The sequence below is a fragment of the Arsenicicoccus dermatophilus genome (assembly GCF_046267915.1).
GTDB lineage: Bacteria > Actinomycetota > Actinomycetes > Actinomycetales > Dermatophilaceae > Arsenicicoccus > Arsenicicoccus dermatophilus_A.
Genome location: NZ_CP176520.1, coordinates 1,595,265 through 1,612,871, shown reverse-complemented (window position 1 = coordinate 1,612,871; position 17,607 = coordinate 1,595,265). Strand labels below are relative to the sequence as shown.

Genomic DNA, 17,607 nt, shown 5'->3' with positions numbered 1-17,607 from the left:
TTCCGGTCGTGACATCTCAGTGACCCGAGCTGCCCGGGCTGGAGTACCACAGCTTGCGGGGTGCCTCACGCGCGTCACCTCCGGCAGGTTTGATGTCGGTATACGGGGACTGCTCGAAGCCGGAGGCATGACGCAGCACCCGGCGCGGTCGCGCACCCTCGGTGCCGGTCGCGGTACGCAGGGCCTCGGTCTGCTCGGTCGTGGCCGCCTCGACCCGGGCGAGGTGCTCGTGCACGGCGTCCAGACCGCCGTGCAGCCACTGCTCCCACAGCCCATCGAGCTCCCAGGCCCCCGTGGCGCGCAAGGAGATGCCGCGCGGGCCGGTCCGGCGGACCTCACCGCGCACCACCAGCATCCACGAGTGGAACACCGTGGTGGCGAAAGCTCCCTGCACGTCCTCGAAGAAGGTTGCGTCGACCGGGCCGGTGGCGTCGTCCAGGGTGAGGAAGACGACCCGCCTCCCGGACCGGACCGGCGGGGTCTGGGTGGCGACCTTGATGCCGGCGACGAGCACCGAGGCCCGGCTGCGCTGCCGGAGCAGCTCGGCGGAGCGGACCACGCCCAGCGCGTCCAGCAGGGGGGCATAGGGCTCGAGGACGTGGGCGGACGCGTCCAGGCCGAGCACCTCCAGCTCGGCACGCACCCGCTCCACCTGGGTCATCTCCGGCAGCCCGGACCCGAGGGTCAGCTCGGGCTCGTCCCCCAGGTCCAGGGCGAGCTGGACGACCTGCTGCTCGGCAGCGACGGGGACACGCTGCCGGGACTGCCGGGCCGCGGCCGAGCGCACGTCCGTGCCGGCGACCGGCGTCTCCGGGGCCCAGACCTCGGAGGCCGCGCGCCCGGCTCCCCGCGGCCCGGAGGGGGTCCGCCTCGTCCGGTCGGCGTACGGCGAAGGCTCCTGCTGAGTGCTGCTGCGCGGCTCGTGGTCCTGACGCAGCCGGCGGGCCGCTGTCTCGTGGGGGGCGGTGGCCGCACCGGACGTCGCGCGGCGGCCGTGACCACCCCGCCCGACGGGTCCCCGGGTCGTGGCCCGGGTCCAGCGCTCGAGCTCTGCGACGTGCAGCAGCAGGTCGCGGCGGGTGACCCGGCCCCGGCGGCCGAGACCGGCGGTGGCCCGGTGACCGTCGAGCCCGTAGAGCGAGTCGAGCGCCCCCGCCACCACCAGCCGCTCCAGGGTCGGGCGGGAGGGGCGGGCACGGTTCCAGACGTCGGCGAGGGTCGCGTAGGGCTGACCGGCGACGAGGGCCTGCACCTCGGCCTCGCCGATCCCCCTGACGTCGGAGAGGGACAGCCGGATGCCGTAGGCCCGCCCGTCGGGCAGGTCAGGATGGGCCGGGACCGGTCGGGCCGGCTGGTCGAGGACCGGCGGGGGCTCCTCCCCGGGCGCGACCCGCTCGATCCGGTAGTCGGCACCGGAGGCGTTGACGTCCAGGCCGAGGATCGCGATCCCCAGGCTGCGGGCGTCGTCGAGGATGAGGCGCTTGGGATACATGCCCGGGTCGTGGGTGAGGACCCCGGCGAGGAAGGCTGCCGGGTGATGGGCCTTGAGCCACGCCGACTGGTAGGTCGGCAGGGCGAAGGCCGCGGCGTGGGCCTTGCAGAAGCCGAACGACGCGAAGGCGCGCAGCACCTCCCAGATCCGGTCCACGTCCGCCTCGGCATACCCTCGTGCGGCCGCCGCCGGGCGCCACCAGGCCTCGACCTCCGCCTGACCGTCGGTCGATCCCATGGCGCGGCGCACCTCGTCGGCCTGTGCCAGGGACACCCCCGCGGTCTCGGCGACGATGCGCAGCACCTGCTCGTGGAAGACCACCACGCCCGCGGTCTCACGCAGCGCCGGGACGAGGGTCTCGTGCAGGTAGTCCGGCTCCGCCCAGCCCTGACGGGCCCGCAGGAAGGGGGTGATCATGTCCGACTTCACCGGCCCGGGGCGGAACAGCGAGATGTCGATGACGATGTCCTCGAAGGACTCCGGCCCGAACTTGCCGATCAGCTCGCGCTGCCCGGGCGACTCGATCTGGAAGCACCCCAGGGTGTGGGTGGACCGGATCAGGCGGAAGGTCGCCTCGTCGTCCAGCGGGACCTGCGACCGGTCGTCGAGGTCGATGCGGATCCCGTCCACCCGCTCCACCTCGGCCACCGCGTGAGCCATCGCCGACTGCATCCGGATGCCGAGGACGTCGAGCTTGAGGAAGCCGACGGCCTCCACGTCGTCCTTGTCGAAGTGACTCATCGGGAAGCCCAGCCAGCTCGCCTCCACGGGGGTGCGGTCGAGCAGCTTGGAGTTGGACAGCACCACCCCGCAGGGGTGCAGCGCGACATGGCGGGGCAGCCCGTCGACCCGCTCGACGAGGTCGAAGAAGGTCTGCAACCGGGGCGCGTCCAGGCCGCTCGCCCGCAGCTCGGGCAGGTCCGCGATCGCGGACCGGGCGTCGCGGGCCCGCACGTGGGGGAAGGCCTTGGCGATCGCGTCGACCTCGATCGGGGGCATCCCCAGCGCAGCACCGACGTCGCGCACGGCATGGCGGACGCGATAGGTGTCCATCATCGACACGCAGGTCACCCGGTCCCCGCCGAAGCGGTCCAGGATTCGCTCGTAGATCGCGGTGCGCCGGGCGGACTCCACGTCCACGTCGATATCGGGCAGCTGGGCCCGCAGCGGCGAGCAGAAACGCTCCATGAGCAGGTCGTGGCGGATCGGGTCGACCCCGCTGATGCCGAGCAGGTAGGTGATCAGGCTGCCGGCTCCGGACCCGCGCGCCGCCACCCGGCCCTTCATCTGCCGGATCAGGTCGCAGACGGTGGCCACGGTGAGGAAGTACGTCGGGTAGCCGAGCGCCCCCACCACCTGCAGCTCGTCGTCGAGCCGCGCCTCGACCCGGGCGAGCTCGGCGGCCGTGGCGTCCGGATAGCGCAGGTGCAGGGCCGAGCGGCATCGCTCGGCAAGCTCGGCCTGCGGCGACCGGCCGGGGCGTATGTCGAGGATCCCCGGCTCGGGCAGCTGCACCGAGCCGAGCCCGAGATCGGTGCGCGGGTCGAGCACGCAGTCGTCCGCCACCCGCAGGGTCGCCCGCACCAGCTCGGCGGCCCGGGCACCGTCGTCGCCGCAGACCAGCCGGGCCCGCTCGAGCATGTCGCCGGTCGAGGCCAGGTGCCCCAGGGTGGTGACCCGGTCCAGATGGCGGGTGTCGAGCACCACGAGTCGCCGCGCGGCGTCCAGGACGTCCGCGGTGATCGCGTCCTGCGGGCGGCCGTGCCGCACGGCGGCGGTGAGCACGGCCGGCACCCCGGCCTCGTCGGCGAGAGCCAGCAACCCGGCGGCCTGGCGGCGGCTCCCCACCGATCCCGGCGGGCCCTGGTGGCAGACGACCTCGACGACCAGCGACCCCGGCGGCAGCGCCCGACGCCATCGCTGCAGGAGGGTGCGGGCCAGATCCGAGCGGCCCCGCAGCAGAGCCCGTCCGACGTCGGAGTCGGGACCCACCAGGACGGTCAGCGCGGCCTCGTCCGTCGTCCGGCCCGGACCCGCCTCGTCCCTGCTCCCCTCGGCGAGCAGGCGGGCATGCTCGGCCACCAGGTCAGGACTGGTCACGGGCTCGCCCCGCTCCCCCGCGAGATGGGTGGCCGTCACCAGCCGGCACAGTCGCGCCCAGCCCTGGCCCCGTCCCACGCGGGCCTGCCCCCGGGCCAGCACCGTCACCCGGGGCAGGCGCGGGTCGACCACGGCGCCCCCGCGCACCGGTGTGCGACCGGCAGGACGCACCACCTGCCCCGCGTGCTCCCCCACCGCCAGGTCGACGCCCAGGATCGGGGCGACCTGCTCGGCCAGGCAGGCCTGCGCGAACTTGACCGCGCCGTACAGCCCGTCCCGGTCGGTCAGGGCCAGCGCCCGCTGACCGTGACCCGCGGCCAGGGCGACCAGGTCGGCGGGGGTCGTCGTGCCGTAGCGCAGCGAGTGCCCCGAGGCGACGTGCAGGTGGACGAAGTCAGCAGACACCGGTGGCCACCTGCAACGACGGCAGGGGTGCGTGCGGCGCCACCCCCAGCGAGGACTCCACCAGCCCCAGGAAGGTCTCCGAGGCCCGGACCAGGTCGTCGGCGGCGCGGACCGGCACCGGGCCGCCCCGCTCCGCCACCGCTCGCCGCCGCGCCGAGGCGGTGTAGAACGCCGCCCACTCCGTCAGCTCCGGCGCCGCCGGCGGCAGCAGCTCCCAGACGCTGCGCGGTCGACCCTTGGCCGTGGGGCGACCCCGGGTGGCGAGCAGAGCCGCCGCCGCGCGCAGGCCCGCCAGGTGCGCCGCCACATAGCGATCGGCCGGGCTCGTCGCGGTGATCGCCTCGCCCAGCGCCGCGTAGGCCCGGTCCAGCAGGTCCAGGCTCGCGCTCGCCAGCGGAGGTCGGGTGTCGGTGATGGTCATGTCGGGCACCTGCTCTCTGTCGTCGGTCGTGATCTCGTGCCGTGGTGGTGGGCTCGTCCCTCGGCGAGTCCTCCGTCGGTAAGTCCTCAGCCGGTAGGTCCTCAGTCGGAGAGCCCGACGAGCTGCCACCGCGCCCCTCGCACCGCCAGGTCGTAGACCCCCGGGACGCCGCAGCGGCCCGGAGCCGCCTCGACCCGCCATACCTCCTCCTCGAGGTCGGCCGCGGTCACCGAGCGGGTGTCCGGGACCTCGTGCCACCAGGGGCGACGCTCGCGCCAGTGGTCGACGACGACCCGCACGTCGTAGAGCCGCCCCCGCCAGATGAACTGCAACGGACGGTCCTCGTGGCGGACCTCGATCACCTCGTCGCAACGGCGCACGGTCCCTCCTCAGGGGTCGGAAGATCAGGTGATCGAACACCCAAGCCGAACATGTGTTCGACAAGAAGAACTGTAGGCGCCACCTCCGACAGACCCCACCCCGTCGTCACCCACGTGCGTATCACCGCAGGTCAGAGCCTCGTGACCGGATCGAGACCGGCGAGTCCCGGCGACCGGGAATCACCGCTCCACACCCGCGCTTACCGTGATGCCACATCCCCCGACCGAGGAGAACGAATGGGTACCGAGCTGCTGCCGATGGTCTTCACCAGCGGATGGGCGAGCGGCATCAACGCCTACGCCGTCGTGCTGGTGCTGGGCCTGGCGGGGAGGTTCTTCGCCATCGACCAGGTGCCCGCCGTCCTCACCCGGCCCGACGTGATGATCGCGGCCGGGGTGCTCTTCCTGCTCGAGATGTTCGCCGACAAGATCCCCTACGTGGACTCCGTCTGGGACAGCGTGCACACCGCCGTCCGGCCCGCCGTCGGCGCCACCCTCGGCTACCTGCTGGCCGGGCACGGCAGCTCGGGACTGGAGCAGGCCTTCGCGGCCGCGACGGGCGGCTTCACCGCGCTGGCCAGCCACGGCGTCAAGGCGGGCCTGCGCGCCGGCGTCAACTCCTCCCCCGAGCCGGTGAGCAACGTCGCCGTGTCCACGGCCGAGGACGTCGCCGTCGTCGGCGTGATGACCCTCGCCACCGACCACCCCTGGGCCGCCGCGATCATCGCCGGCGTCCTGCTGCTGGCCGGGATCGTGGCGATCGGCTTCCTGCTGCGCCGCGTCGTCGGCGCCAAGCGACGCTACGACCGCTGGGGCACCGGCCTGATCGCCGAGGCCCGCGCGGGCATCGGGCTCGGCGGCCGCCGCCGCGAGGAGCCCTCGGTGCACCCGGTCCGCCGGGACGACCGAGAGGTATGACGTCCCGCCCGGTCCGGCGTGCGCACCGTGTCGGGACGGGCGCGCCACGCCGCGGATCGCGGTGTCAGTGGCCGAGGTTGGCGAAGACCTCCAGCGTCGCCGTGGAGCGGTTCATCGTGTAGAAGTGCAGTCCCGGCGCGCCCTCGTGCACCAGCCGCGAGGCGTGCTCGGTGGCGATCTGCACCCCCACCGCCCGGACGGCGTCCTCGTCGTCCGCGACGGCCTCCAGCCGGGAGGTCACCGCCGACGGCAGCGCCGATCCCGACAGCTGGGCCATCCGCGTGATCTGCCGCAGGTTGGTGACCGGCATCAGCCCCGGGATGATGGGCAGCGAGCCGCCCCGGGCGGACACCAGGTCCCGCAGCCGCAGGTAGTTGTCCACGTCGAAGACCATCTGGGTCACGGCGAAGTCCGCACCCGCCCGCTGCTTGGCCACGAGAACGTCGGCGTCCTGCTCCAGCGAGGGGGACTCGGGGTGCTTGTCGGGGAAGGCCGCGACCCCGACGGTGAAGTCGCCCAGGGAGCGCACCAGCTCGACGAGCTGCACGGCGTGGTCCAGGCCCTCGGGGTGCGGCGTCCACGGCGTGCCCAGCCCGCCCGCGGGGTCGCCGCGCAGGACCATGACGTTGCGGATGCCGGCGCCGGCATACTCCCCGACGATGCCGCGCAGCTCGGCGATCGAGGAGCCGACGCACGTCAGGTGCGCCATGGGCACGAGGGTGGTCTCGTCGGCGATCCGGCGGGTGACGCGAACCGTCCGGTCCCGTGTCGATCCGCCCGCGCCGTAGGTCACCGACACGAAGCTGGGGCGTTTCTTCTCCAGCCGGCGCACCGCGTCCCACAGCACCTGCTCGGCGTCGTCGCTGCTGGGCGGGAAGAACTCGAACGAGAAGCTCGTCCCGGCCTCGGCCAGCATCTGCGGGATCGAGGTGGTGGCGAGGTCCTCGCGCGGGCTCAGGAAGGGCGCACCGGACGGCATGCGCGGCACTCTAGGCGAGCCTGACCGCGTAGGCTCGGCCCCACCGACATGTGGGCACACCGCGTGTCGTGAGAGGGAGGCAGCCGGGATGACCACAGTCGGGACCGAGATCGTCGACCGCGCCCACCTGCGCCAGCGGGTCCAGGCCGAGATCGACGACGAGATCGCGCTGCGCTCGGCCCAGCTCGCGGCGGTCGGGCGGGACGCCCGGCTCCTCGTCGACGCCGTCGCCGAGCTGCTCCGCGGGGGCAAGCGACTGCGGGCGGCCTTTTGTTACTGGGGTTATCGCGCCGCTGGCGGGGTCGACAACGACGCGATCGTGCGGGCCGCGACCTCGATGGAGCTCTTCCAGGCCGCCGCGCTGATCCACGACGACGTGATGGACGACAGCGACACCCGTCGCGGTCTGCCCGCGACGCACCGCCGACTGGCCTCCCACCACGGCGAGCAGGGCTGGGAGGGGCTGTCCGAGCGTTTCGGGCTGGCCGGGGCCATCCTCGCCGGTGACCTGTGCCTCACCTGGACCGACGCGATGTTCGCGACCTCGGGGCTGTCCCGGCAGGAGATGCACGGCGCACGCCCGGTCTTCGACGAGATGAGGACCCAGCTGATGGGCGGGCAGTTCCTCGACGTCATCGAGGCGGCCCGCGGCTGGGGCGACCTGAGCCACGACCAGCGGCTGCGGCGCGCCACCCGCGTGATCACCTACAAGTCGGCGAAGTACTCCGTCGAGCACCCCCTGCTCATCGGCGCCGCGGCCGCCGGAGCACGCTCCACGGACCTGACCCGGCTCGGCACCTTCGGGCTGGCGATCGGCCAGGCCTTCCAGCTGCGCGACGACCTGCTCGGGGTGTATGGCGACCCGGAGGCGACCGGCAAGCCCGCCGGCGACGACCTGCGTGAGGGCAAGCACACGATCCTGGTCGCCCACACGCTGGCCGGGCTGGACGCCGGGGCGGCGCGGGAGTTCGAGGCCCGGCTGGGCGATCCCGCGCTCGACGACGCCGCGGTCGCGCAGATGCGGGACCAGATGGTGCGGGCCGGCGCCGTCGACGCGGTCGAGCGGGACATCGAGCGGCTGGTCGCCGAGGGCATGGAGGCGCTGGGCCAGACCCACCACCTGCTGGCCGAGGGGCGCGACGTGCTCGCCGACCTCGCGGCCTACGCCACCCGCCGCAGCAGCTGAGGCTGCACGCGGGGTGGACCGACGTCGACCCGGTCGCCAGCTGAGCGGCACCTGTACCGCCGCCCGGGAGGCGGACTCACCTCCGGCTAGAAGGCCATCTCCTGCGCCCGGCGTCGGATCTCGGTCTTGTGACCGGCGCGCAGGTCGGCGATCGGGGTGCCCTCGCGCAGCGTCTCGTCGGGCAGGTGGAGCCACTCGACGGCCTCGGCCTCGCTCAGGCCCGCGTCGTACAGCACGGACAGGGTGCCCCGCAGCGTCTCCAGCGGCAGCCCGTCCTGCACGAAGCCCTCGGGCACGCTGACGACCCTGCGCTCGCCGCGCCGCACCGAGGCCAGGTCGCCCTCGGCGAGCCACGAGCGCACCTGCGACAGGGTGACACCGGCCTGCTCGGCGATGTCCGGCACGGTCAGCCAGCCGGGGACGACGTCCTCGATCGAGGCGAGCAGCTCAGGGGTGGGGGCAGCGTTGGATCGACTCACGGGGACCAGGGTGCCACGACCTGGTCGGTCGTCGGAGTCAGGTGGCACGGACGTGCGGCGCCCGGCCGAGGCACACCGCTCGCGGATGTGGGGGCGGGGACGGTCCCCCACCTAGGATCACCTGGTGCCCACGCCCACCCTCCGCGCCGAGCCCGGTCGCGTCCTCGACGGACGCTACCGGCTGGTGCGTCACGTCGCCGACGGCGGGATGGCCACGGTGTGGGAGGCGCTGGACGAGCGGCTGGAGCGCTCGGTCGCGGTCAAGCTGCTGCGGCCCGGGCTCGCCGACGACCGGACCTTCGCGGAGCGTTTCCGTCGTGAGGCGCGAGCCGCGGCCCGTCTCAACGACCCTCGCGTGGTCGCCGTCTACGACCAGGGTGTCGACGGCGCGGACATGTTCCTCGTCATGGAGCTGGTGCGCGGCCGCACCTTGCGCGAGGTCATCCACGCCGAGGCGCCGCTCGGCCCGCGCGCCGCGCTGGACCTGCTCATCCCGGTCGCCGAGGCGCTCGGCCTGGCCCATGCGGCCGGCGTCGTCCACCGGGACGTCAAGCCGGAGAACGTCATCATCCGTGAGGACGGTCAGGTCAAGGTGGCCGACTTCGGCCTGGCCCGGGCCGTCACCTCCGAGACAGCCACGGTGGCGAGCAGCACCATCCTGGGGACCGTCTCCTATCTGTCGCCCGAGCAGGTCGAGCACGGCAGCACGGACGCCCGTAGCGACGTCTACGCCGCGGGTCTGGTGCTCTTCGAGCTGTTGACGGGCCGCCAGGCCTACGAGGGCGACTCCCCGATCCACGTGGCCTACCAGCACGTGCACCGGCCCGTGGCCGCGCCGAGCACGGTCGTCCCGGGTGTCCCGGGCGTCCTGGACGAGGTGGTCGCCTGGGCGAGCGCGCTCGACCGGGACGACCGGCCGGCCGACGGCGCCGAGCTGGCGGCCCGGCTGCGTCAGGTGCGCGCTTCCCTGACCCCGGCGCAGCTGGACGGTCGGCCGTCCGAGGAGGCGGTCGGGCCCGGTGACCCCACGGTCGCCCTGACCTCGCAGACCGGGCTCACCGGGCCCGGCGAGGCGTCGGGGCCGGGAGCCGGGACCAAGGCCGAGACCACGGAGGAGACCGAGGACGGGACGGACGGCGTCGCCAGCCCCGCCCCCGCGGCCGGGCCCGGCCGTCCTGAGGCCACCTCGGGCTCCGGACCGGACCGCCCTGAGGCCACGACCGGGCCGGCCGCGGTCCAGGATCCGTCCTCGCGCACCACCGAGGTGTCACGACGGGCCGAGACGGTCGCCATCACCCAGCAGGCCCCGGCCGGTCCGACGCCGCTGCCCGACCCGCTCGTGCTCGGCCGCCCCATCGACGGCGACGAGGTCGAGCGTCCACGACGTCGGGTCCCGGCCAAGGTCGTCGTCCCGCTCGTCGCGCTGCTGACCCTCGGCGGGACCGGTGGGGGCTGGTGGCTGATCACCGGCCCCGGGGCCATGACCAAGGTTCCCCCGCTGGGACGCATCCACGTCGACGAGGCCCGTTCTCGGCTGCAGCGTGCCCACCTCGACGCCGCCGTCGAGGAGGTCTACGACGAGACCGTCCCCGTGGGCATGGTGGTGCGCTCCTCACCCGACCAGGGCACGCCGCTGCACCGCACCGACGACGTGTCCCTCGTCGTCTCCCGGGGTCCGGAGCGCCACCTCGTGCCGGCGCTCGCCGGCCGTCCTCAGGCCGACGCCGAGCGGGCCCTGCGCGACGCCCGCCTCGCCCCGGGGACGATCCGCACGAGCTATCACGAGCAGGTCCCCGCCGGGGCGGTCATCGGGACCGACCCCGCGCCGGGCACCTCGCTCAGGCCCTTCAGCAAGGTCGCCCTCGTCGTCAGCAGGGGTCCGCGCCCGGTCCCGGTGCCGTCGGTCGTGGGCCGCACCCCCACCAGCGCCCGGAAGATGCTGAGCGAGGTCGGTCTGGGGTATGCCGAGAATCCCGCCCGGGCCTTCTCCGGCACCGTGCCGGACGGGTCGATCGTGGCGCAGACCCCGGCCACCGGCACGCTGCACGCCGGGCGGTCGGTGACCGTGGTCCTGTCCAAGGGGCCAGAGATGGTCCTCGTGCCCGGCGTCGTCGGCCGGAGCAAGGACGACGCCCGTCAGGCGCTGGAGGCTGCCGGGTTCACGGTCAGGGTGACCAGCCCGCTCGGCGAGGTCTTCGGACTCGTCTCCCGGCAGAGCCCCGGACCCACCCGCATGCCCCGCGGCAGCACCGTCACGATCGTGGTGGTCTGAGATGGCTGCCTCCCGCACCCGTCTGGCGACGTTGGTCCTGGTGGCGGTCACCGCCGTGTGGGGGTCGACGTTCTACCTCATCCACGACCTGCTCGACAGCATGGACCCGCTCGACTTCCTGGCTGTGCGGTTCACCATCGCCGCGGCGCTGCTCCTCGCGGTCTTCGGCCGCGGCCTGCGAGCGCTCGACCGTCGGGGCTGGGTCGCCGGCCTGCTGCTCGGGCTGGTCTATGCCGCCGCCCAGATCCTGCAGACGATCGGCCTGGCGCACACCTCGGCGTCCCGCTCCGGCTTCATCACCGGGCTGTACGTCGTGCTGACGCCCTTCCTCGGGGCGCTCCTGCTCCGCGACACGGTCACGCGCGAGACCTGGGTCGCCGCCCTGCTGTCCGTGGGCGGCCTGGCGGTGCTCTCGCTGGGTGGGGACGGGCTGGGCCTCGGCATCGGGGAGCTGCTCACGCTCGCCTGCGCGGTGGTCTACGCGTTGCACATCCTCGGGGTCGGCCGCGCCACGAGCGCCGCCCTGGCCACCGCCCTGTCGACGGTGCAGATGCTGGCGATCGCCGCGACCAGCGTCGCCGCGGCGGCCGTCGACGGGATCCGGCTGCCCCAGGGCGACGGTCAGTGGTGGGCGGTGGTCTACATGGCGGTGCTCGCCGGGGCTGTCGCCCTGTGGGCCCAGACCTGGGGGCAGGCTCACCTGTCCGCGGCCCGTGCCGCGATCGTGATGACGCTCGAGCCGGTCTTCGCGGCGGCCTTCGCGGTGCTCCTCGGCGGGGAGCAGGTGGGGTGGCGGATGCTCGTCGGCGGTGGCCTGATCATGACCGCGATGTATGTCGTGGAGCTGGCCGGCCGCGGCGGCGACACTCCGGCCCTGGTCGACCCGCCCGCGGAGGCGCTGCACCACGAGCCCTGACCGGGAGGCAGCCGGCCACCGCGCGGACGCACCGGGGCCTGGACCGGCGGCACCCAGGACGGCGCCGCCGGGCACCCCGCGCCGGCTCAGCCCTGGTAGGAGTAGCGCTCCTGCCGCCACGCGTCGCCGACGAGGTGATAGCCGCGCTGCTCCCAGAAGCCGCGGACGGGCTCGCCGTGGTAGGCGATCTCGCGGACCCACTTGGGGCCCTTCCAGCTGTAGAGGTGCGGGATGACCAGGCGCACCGGCCCCCCTCGCTCCGGGGTGAGCACCTCGCCGTCGCGGTGCGTGGCGAGCAGCGCCCGCGGGGAGAGCAGGTCTGCCAGGGCGACCGAGCTGGCATAGCCGTACTCCGCGGAGACGAGCGTGTGCTCCGTCCCGTCCTGCGGCGGCTCGAGCTCCACGACGTCTCGCATGCGCACGCCGCGCCAGGCGACGTCCTGCTGGGTCATCTTCGACACGCAGTGCTGGTCGGCGACCTGCTCCACCTGCGGCAAGGCCATCAGGTCGGCCCAGGTGAGCACGCGTCGGCGCCCCGATGCGGTCGCCCCGCACAGCGTGAGGGTCCAGGTCACCTCGTCGAGGGTCGGGACCCGACCGTAGTGCTGGACGGGCAGCTCGGACACGAGCCGCTGGCCCGGAGGGACCGGTCTCGGCTCGCTGCGACGGTGCATGGGGGAACTCTCTCACAGCCCCCGCGCAGGACGGTCGTCAGCCTCGCGCCGGCCCGGCCGAGGCACGGTCGGACAACATCTGGGCCACGAGGAAGGCCAGCTCCAGGCTCTGCTGGTGGTTGAGCCGTGGGTCGCAGACCGTCTCGTAACGCTCGGCCAGGTCGGCGTCGTCGATCCGGTTGGCGCCCCCGGTGCACTCGGTCACGTCGTTGCCCGTCAGCTCCACGTGCATGCCGCCCGGCACCGTCCCGAGCGCCCGGTGGACCTCGAAGAAGCCCCGGACCTCGTCGACGACGTCGTCGAAGTCGCGCGTCTTGTAGCCGGTGCTGCTGGTGTGGGTGTTGCCGTGCATGGGGTCGGTGACCCACACGACCGGCACGCCCTCGGAGCGGACCCGCTCGACCACGGCAGGCAGCGCCTCCCGGACGGTGGTGGCGCCCATCCGCGTGATGAAGGTCAGCCGCCCCGGGCGACGATCGGGGTCGAGCTTGTCGACCAGGCGCATCACGTCGTCCCCGGTGACCGTCGGGCCCAGCTTGACGCCCACGGGGTTGCTGATCCGGGACACGAACTCCAGGTGGGCGCCGTCGAGCTGCCGGGTGCGCTCCCCGACCCACACCATGTGCCCGCTGGTGTCGTAGGCCCGGCCGGTGCGGTGGTCGATCCGGGTCAGCGCCCGCTCGTACTCCAGGAGCAGCGCCTCGTGGCTGGCGTAGAACTCCACGGACCGCATCGCCTCGAAGTCGGCACCGCAGGCCGTCATGAACCGCATGGCCTTGTCGATGTCCCGGGCCATGGACTCGTAGCGCGCGTACTGCGCGTTGGCGGCGAACCCGCGGTTCCAGGAATGGACGTGGCGCAGGTCGGCGAACCCGCCGGTGGTGAAGGCCCGCACCAGGTTGAGGGTCGCCGCGCTCGCGTGGTAGCCGCGCAGCATCCGCTGCGGGTCCGGCGTGCGCGCCCGCTCGGTGAACGCGAAGTCGTTGACCATGTCGCCGCGGTAGGCGGGCAGCGTCACCTCGCCCCGGGTCTCGACGTCCGAGGAGCGGGGCTTGGTGTACTGCCCCGCCATACGCCCGATCTTGACCACGGGCACGCTCGCGCCGTAGGTCAGCACCGCCGCCATCTGCAGCAGCGTCTTGACCCGGTCGCGGATGTTGTCGGCCGTCGCGTAGGCGAAGGTCTCGGCGCAGTCGCCGCCCTGCATCACGAAGGCCTCACCCCGCGACGCGGCCGCCAGCCGCTCGGTGAGCTGGTCGCACTCCCCCGCGAACACCAGCGGCGGCATGGCGCTCAGCGTGTCCACCACCTGCTGGACGTCAGCGCCCTGCGGATAGGTCGGCTGCTGAGCCGCCGGCAGCTCACGCCAGGTGTCCAGGGCCGTCGTCGGGTCGGTGGTCGCCGTCGTGGCTGCCGTCGTCGTCACGACGTCAGGGTAGTGCGCATGGCCGGTCGCTTCCGGGCCGTCCACGGAACGGGCGACAGGCTAGGGTCGCTGGCATGACCTTCTCGATCGTGGCGAACGTCGCCGAGACCTACGGGGTGGCCGTCGCGAGCAAGTCACTCGCGGCGATCAGCACGGTGGGGATGGTGCGGCCCGGGGCGGGGGCCGTCGCCAGCCAGGCGCTCGCCAACGCCGGATACCGCGTGGCGGCGCTGGACCGGCTGGAGGAGGGCCTGGCCGCCCCCGAGGCGCTGTCCCGCATCACCCTGGAGGACCCGCGAGCGCAGACCCGTCAGGTCGGGCTCGTCGGGCCCGGCACCCAGGCGACGTGGACCGGCGACGAGTGTCTTCCCTGGAGCGGTGGGGTGTGCGGCCGGGACGAGAGCGGGGGCTACGCGATCCAGGGCAACCTGCTCACCGGCCCCGAGGTGGTCGAGGCGATGGAGCGGGCCTGGCTCGAGGGCTCCCACCTGCCCTTCGTCGACCGACTCGTGGAGACCCTGGTGGCGGGCGACCGGGCCGGCGGCGACCGTCGGGGTCGTCAGAGCGCGGGCGTCTACGCCACCTCGCCCGGGGCAGGTTACGACGCCTGCGGGGTCCTGGCCGACCTGCGGGTCGACGACCACCCCCAGCCGCTGCAGGAGCTGCAGCGCCTGGCGGTGCTCAACGAGCTGCACCTCGGTCGTCCGACCCGGGTCCTGCCGCTCGAGGGTGCGCTGCTGGGGGACGTGCGCAGCCGTCTGGAGCGGCTCGGCTTCACCGGCGACCCGGCCGCCGACCTGGCCACCTGGGCCGGCATCGAGAACCTCGAGATGCGGCTCGTCGACGGGGGCGTGGACGCCCGGCTCCTGCAGGTCCTGCGCGAGCAGACGCTGCCGCCGGAGCAGACCAGCGAGCGCTTCCCGACCTTCTGAGGTCGCTTGCCCGTGAGTGGGCCCAGACGCCTGCGAGCGACCTGTGGCAGCGGCACGACCGGCGTCGAAGCCCGGGTGGCGGCTCAGCCTGGCCCGGCCAGACCCCGGTCGATCGCGAACCGCGTGAGCTCCACCCGGTTGTGCAGCTGCAGCTTCACCAGCGTGTTCTGCACGTGGTTCTGGACCGTGCGGTGGCTGATCTCCAGCTCCGCCGCGATCGCCCTGGACGACAGCCCGGTCGCGACGAGCCGCAGCACCTCGACCTCGCGGGCGGTCAGTTCGGGCACCGGGTCGGTCGACGGCTCCGGCTGCGGCTCCGCCGCCAGGCGGCGGTACTCCCCCAGCACCAGCCCCGCCAGGCCCGGGGTGAAGACCGCACGTCCCTGCGCGGTCGCGGTCACCGCCGCGACGAGCTCCGCACGACCGGCGGACTTCAGCAGGTAGCCCCGCGCCCCGGCCTTGACCGCCTCCAGCACGTCCTGCTGCTCTCCGCTCGCCGACAGGATGAGCACCTGCGTGGGCACCTCGGCCGCGGCGAGCTGGCGGCACACCTCCGCCCCCGAGCAGCCGGGCAGGTTGAGGTCGAGGACCAGCACGTCGGGTCGCACCACCGCGGTGCGGCGCACCGCCGCCGGGCCGTCCGCAGCGGTGCCGACCACCTGGAAACCGCTCTGCCCCAGGTCGCGGGCCACGGCGTCCAGCCAGATCGGGTGGTCGTCGGCGACGAGCACGGTCACCGGGCGGGAGTCGCTCATCCAGGCTCCTCGGGGGTGCGGGGGACGGACAGGTGCACCACGGTGCCACGACCGGGCCCCCCGCGATAGGTCACCCGGCCCCCGAGGTCCTGCACCCGGCCCCGGATCGAGGAGGCCACCCCGAGGCGACCCTGGGCAGCGGCGGCCTCCAGGCGACCCGGCTCGATGCCCGGGCCGTCGTCCCGCACGGTGAGTTCCACCCGCTCGCCGAGGTCCTCCAGGAGCACCCAGGCGCGGGCGTCGTCGCCGGCGTGCCGCGCCACGTTGTCCAGGCAGGCGGCGACGGCGGCGACCAGCTCGGCAGCACGGTGCCGGGTGAGCGTCACCGGGGTGGCGGGCACGGCGACCTCGGTGCGCGGTCCGCCGAGCGTCTGGAGCGCGGGTCGTATGTCGACCGGCCCGGCCGGCTGGACGCGGTCCGTCCCTCCGCCCGACGCGGACCTGCCCGCCTCCCCGCCGGTCGCCATCAACCGCCGCAGGTCCGCCTCCGAGCGGGCTGCCAGGTCGCCCAGCTCGGCGGCCTCGCCTCCCAGCTGCAGCCCGCGCCGGTGGATGAAGGCCAGGTGCTGCAGGACCCCGTCGTGCACCATCCGGGCCAGGCGCTCGCGCTCGGCGGCCTCGGCCCGCAGCCGGGTGGACTCGGCGAGGGCGGCCTGGTGCCGGCGACCCAGCTCGACGCCCGCCCCCATGGCCGTGGCCAGCAGCAGGAGCAGCAGCGTGTTGTAGATCGTGCCGCCGGTGGGCCGGCCGACCTCCCAGACGTTGGCGCAGGTCACGGCGGCGGCGGCCAGCAAGCCACCACGAACGCCGGCCACGGCGGCGGCCGCCGCGACGGGGATGGCGGCATACATCGCCGGGATCGTGGTGGCGCCGGCGGTGATGGACTCCCTGGTGTGCACCAGGGTCGTGAGCAGGATCGCGACACAGACGAGGCCGAGCTCGACGAGGACGGCCTCCCGGCTGCGCCAGCGTCGCAGGCCCGCGAGGGCGACCCAGCAGCCGAGGACGGCCAGCGCGGTCCAGGCCACCCACGGGCGGCGCATGTCCTCCTGGTGGAGCACGACCATGACGACGGCGTAGGTCAGCGCGACCGGGCGGGCGAGCTCGATGCCACGCCAGACCGCGTGCTCGACCGGCCCGACCGGGATCGCCCCGGGCACGGGTCAGCCCTCGTCGCTGCGGTGCCGTCCCTCGCCGCCGTCCTCGCCCGCCGCGGGGGCGCCCTCGCGGCTGGTGGCCCGGGCCAGGGCGCCCTCGGCCCTGGCGCGCGTGTGGTCACCGAGCTCCTTGAGCCGGGCCGGGTCGCCGAGCTCCTTGGCCCGCACCAGGGCCTCGTCGCCGAGCTCGCGCAGCCGGGCCGGGTCGCCGAGCTCCTTGGCCCGGACCTTGGTCTGCTCCTGCAGCTCCTTGGCGCGCAGGAGCGCCTCGTCCGTGCGCACCCGGGTCTGGTCCTGCAGCTCGCGCGCCTTGGTCCGGGCGTCCTCCGCCCGTGCCTTGGCGGCCTCGAGCATCCGCTGCTTGCGGGTGGCGGCGTACTCGTCGACGTACTCCTGCCCCGACAGCTCCATGAGGGAGTACATCACCTCGTCGGTGATGGCCCGCAGCACGAGGTGGTCCTCCTGCATCCCGGCGTACCGGCTCACGTCGACGGGCTCGCCGAACCGGACGCCGATGCGCATGACCTTGGGGATGATCTGTCCGGTCGGCTGGGCCTTGTCGGTGCCGATCATGGCCACCGGGACGATCGGCACGCCCGCCTCCAGGGCGAGGCGCGCGACGCCGGTCTTGCCGCGGTACAGACGCCCGTCGGGCGAGCGCGTGCCCTCGGGATAGATCCCGAAGAGCTCGCCGCGTCGCAGCACCTCGAGCCCGGACCGCAGTGCCGCCTGGCTGGCCTTGCCCCCGGACCGGTCGATCGGGATCTGCCCCACGCCGCGGAAGAACGCCGCGGTCAGCCGACCCTTGAGCCCGCGACCGGTGAAGTACTCCATCTTGGCGGGGAAGGTGATCCGCCGGCTCAGCACGGCCGGGAGGAAGAAGGAGTCCGAGAAGGACAGGTGGTTGCTCGCGAGGATGGCGCCACCGCGCGTCGGCACGTGCTCCTCCCCCTCGACCCACGGGCGGAAGAGCAGCTTGAGCACCGGGCCGAGGGCCAGTGACTTGAAGAACCAGTAGAGCACCGTGGACCCTTCGTTCTGAGCGCGTGAGCCGCACTCTAGCCCAGGCGCGGCTAGGCTGGGCGAGCGCCTCCGGCGACGGGGGCCGCGAACGC

15 protein-coding genes are annotated in these 17,607 nt (G+C 73.9%); 5 read left to right on the top strand and 10 right to left on the bottom strand.

The window, feature by feature from the left end:
- Nucleotides 1-16 precede the first annotated feature (16 nt).
- The 3 genes from ACK2IS_RS07870 to ACK2IS_RS07860 all read right to left on the bottom strand — a co-directional run bounded on the left by ACK2IS_RS07870 (nucleotide 17) and on the right by ACK2IS_RS07860 (nucleotide 4,798).
- Entirely contained in the window at nucleotides 17-3,997 is a 3,981-nt protein-coding gene (locus ACK2IS_RS07870; protein ID WP_409485588.1) for a DNA polymerase III subunit alpha, read from the bottom strand.
- Nucleotides 3,987-4,418, bottom strand: coding sequence for an SAV_6107 family HEPN domain-containing protein (locus ACK2IS_RS07865; RefSeq protein WP_409485587.1), 432 nt, complete (start codon nucleotides 4,416-4,418; stop codon nucleotides 3,987-3,989). The genes ACK2IS_RS07870 and ACK2IS_RS07865 overlap by 11 nt, the downstream gene beginning before the upstream one ends.
- A gap of 101 nt (nucleotides 4,419-4,519) precedes the next feature.
- Entirely contained in the window at nucleotides 4,520-4,798 is a 279-nt protein-coding gene (locus ACK2IS_RS07860) for a DUF6504 family protein (protein WP_409485586.1), read from the bottom strand.
- 237 nt (nucleotides 4,799-5,035) lie between these two features.
- On the opposite strand from ACK2IS_RS07860, the gene ACK2IS_RS07855 reads away from it, so the two are divergent.
- Nucleotides 5,036-5,716, top strand: a complete 681-nt coding sequence (locus ACK2IS_RS07855) for a DUF4126 domain-containing protein (RefSeq protein WP_409485585.1) — start codon at nucleotides 5,036-5,038, stop codon at nucleotides 5,714-5,716.
- Between the two features lie 64 nt (nucleotides 5,717-5,780).
- Here the strand turns inward: ACK2IS_RS07855 and metF are convergent, their stop codons facing one another.
- Nucleotides 5,781-6,695, bottom strand: a complete 915-nt coding sequence (metF, locus tag ACK2IS_RS07850; protein WP_409485584.1) for a methylenetetrahydrofolate reductase [NAD(P)H] — start codon at nucleotides 6,693-6,695, stop codon at nucleotides 5,781-5,783.
- 88 nt (nucleotides 6,696-6,783) lie between these two features.
- On the opposite strand from metF, the gene ACK2IS_RS07845 reads away from it, so the two are divergent.
- On the top strand, nucleotides 6,784-7,881 hold the full coding sequence (locus ACK2IS_RS07845; protein ID WP_409485583.1) for a polyprenyl synthetase family protein: 1,098 nt from the start codon (nucleotides 6,784-6,786) through the stop codon (nucleotides 7,879-7,881).
- Nucleotides 7,882-7,967: 86 nt separating this feature from the next.
- On the opposite strand, the gene ACK2IS_RS07840 is transcribed toward ACK2IS_RS07845, so the two are convergent.
- On the bottom strand, nucleotides 7,968-8,360 hold the full coding sequence (locus ACK2IS_RS07840) for an Rv2175c family DNA-binding protein (protein ID WP_409485582.1): 393 nt from the start codon (nucleotides 8,358-8,360) through the stop codon (nucleotides 7,968-7,970).
- A 124-nt stretch (nucleotides 8,361-8,484) separates the two neighbouring features.
- Here ACK2IS_RS07840 and ACK2IS_RS07835 point away from each other — a divergent pair, with 124 nt between their 5' ends.
- On the top strand, nucleotides 8,485-10,632 hold the full coding sequence (locus ACK2IS_RS07835; RefSeq protein WP_409485581.1) for a PASTA domain-containing protein: 2,148 nt from the start codon (nucleotides 8,485-8,487) through the stop codon (nucleotides 10,630-10,632).
- Between the two features lies 1 nt (nucleotide 10,633).
- Nucleotides 10,634-11,548 carry a DMT family transporter gene (locus tag ACK2IS_RS07830; protein ID WP_409485580.1) on the top strand — a complete coding sequence of 305 codons (915 nt, stop codon included), beginning with the start codon at nucleotides 10,634-10,636 and terminating at the stop codon, nucleotides 11,546-11,548.
- Between the two features lie 86 nt (nucleotides 11,549-11,634).
- Here ACK2IS_RS07830 and ACK2IS_RS07825 read toward each other — a convergent pair whose 3' ends face one another.
- Both ACK2IS_RS07825 and ACK2IS_RS07820 read right to left on the bottom strand, forming a co-directional pair.
- Nucleotides 11,635-12,222, bottom strand: a complete 588-nt coding sequence (locus tag ACK2IS_RS07825) for a molybdopterin-dependent oxidoreductase (RefSeq protein ID WP_409485579.1) — start codon at nucleotides 12,220-12,222, stop codon at nucleotides 11,635-11,637.
- Between the two features lie 37 nt (nucleotides 12,223-12,259).
- Nucleotides 12,260-13,648 (bottom strand): class II 3-deoxy-7-phosphoheptulonate synthase, encoded by a 1,389-nt coding sequence (locus ACK2IS_RS07820; protein WP_409485578.1) that lies wholly within the window; start codon nucleotides 13,646-13,648, stop codon nucleotides 12,260-12,262.
- 74 nt (nucleotides 13,649-13,722) lie between these two features.
- Here ACK2IS_RS07820 and ACK2IS_RS07815 point away from each other — a divergent pair, with 74 nt between their 5' ends.
- Nucleotides 13,723-14,580 (top strand): DUF1028 domain-containing protein, encoded by an 858-nt coding sequence (locus tag ACK2IS_RS07815; protein ID WP_409485577.1) that lies wholly within the window; start codon nucleotides 13,723-13,725, stop codon nucleotides 14,578-14,580.
- Nucleotides 14,581-14,663: 83 nt separating this feature from the next.
- Here ACK2IS_RS07815 and ACK2IS_RS07810 read toward each other — a convergent pair whose 3' ends face one another.
- From ACK2IS_RS07810 to ACK2IS_RS07800, 3 genes are read right to left on the bottom strand one after another with little or no spacing between them, the layout of a single operon-like run.
- Nucleotides 14,664-15,335 carry a response regulator gene (locus ACK2IS_RS07810; RefSeq protein WP_409485576.1) on the bottom strand — a complete coding sequence of 224 codons (672 nt, stop codon included), beginning with the start codon at nucleotides 15,333-15,335 and terminating at the stop codon, nucleotides 14,664-14,666.
- Nucleotides 15,332-16,495 (bottom strand): MacS family sensor histidine kinase, encoded by a 1,164-nt coding sequence (gene macS, locus ACK2IS_RS07805; protein WP_409485575.1) that lies wholly within the window; start codon nucleotides 16,493-16,495, stop codon nucleotides 15,332-15,334. Before macS ends, ACK2IS_RS07810 begins: the two co-directional genes overlap by 4 nt.
- Nucleotides 16,496-16,498: 3 nt before the next feature.
- Nucleotides 16,499-17,515: a 1-acyl-sn-glycerol-3-phosphate acyltransferase gene (locus ACK2IS_RS07800; RefSeq protein WP_409485574.1), complete on the bottom strand. Its 1,017-nt coding sequence runs from the start codon at nucleotides 17,513-17,515 to the stop codon at nucleotides 16,499-16,501.
- Nucleotides 17,516-17,607 lie beyond the last annotated feature (92 nt).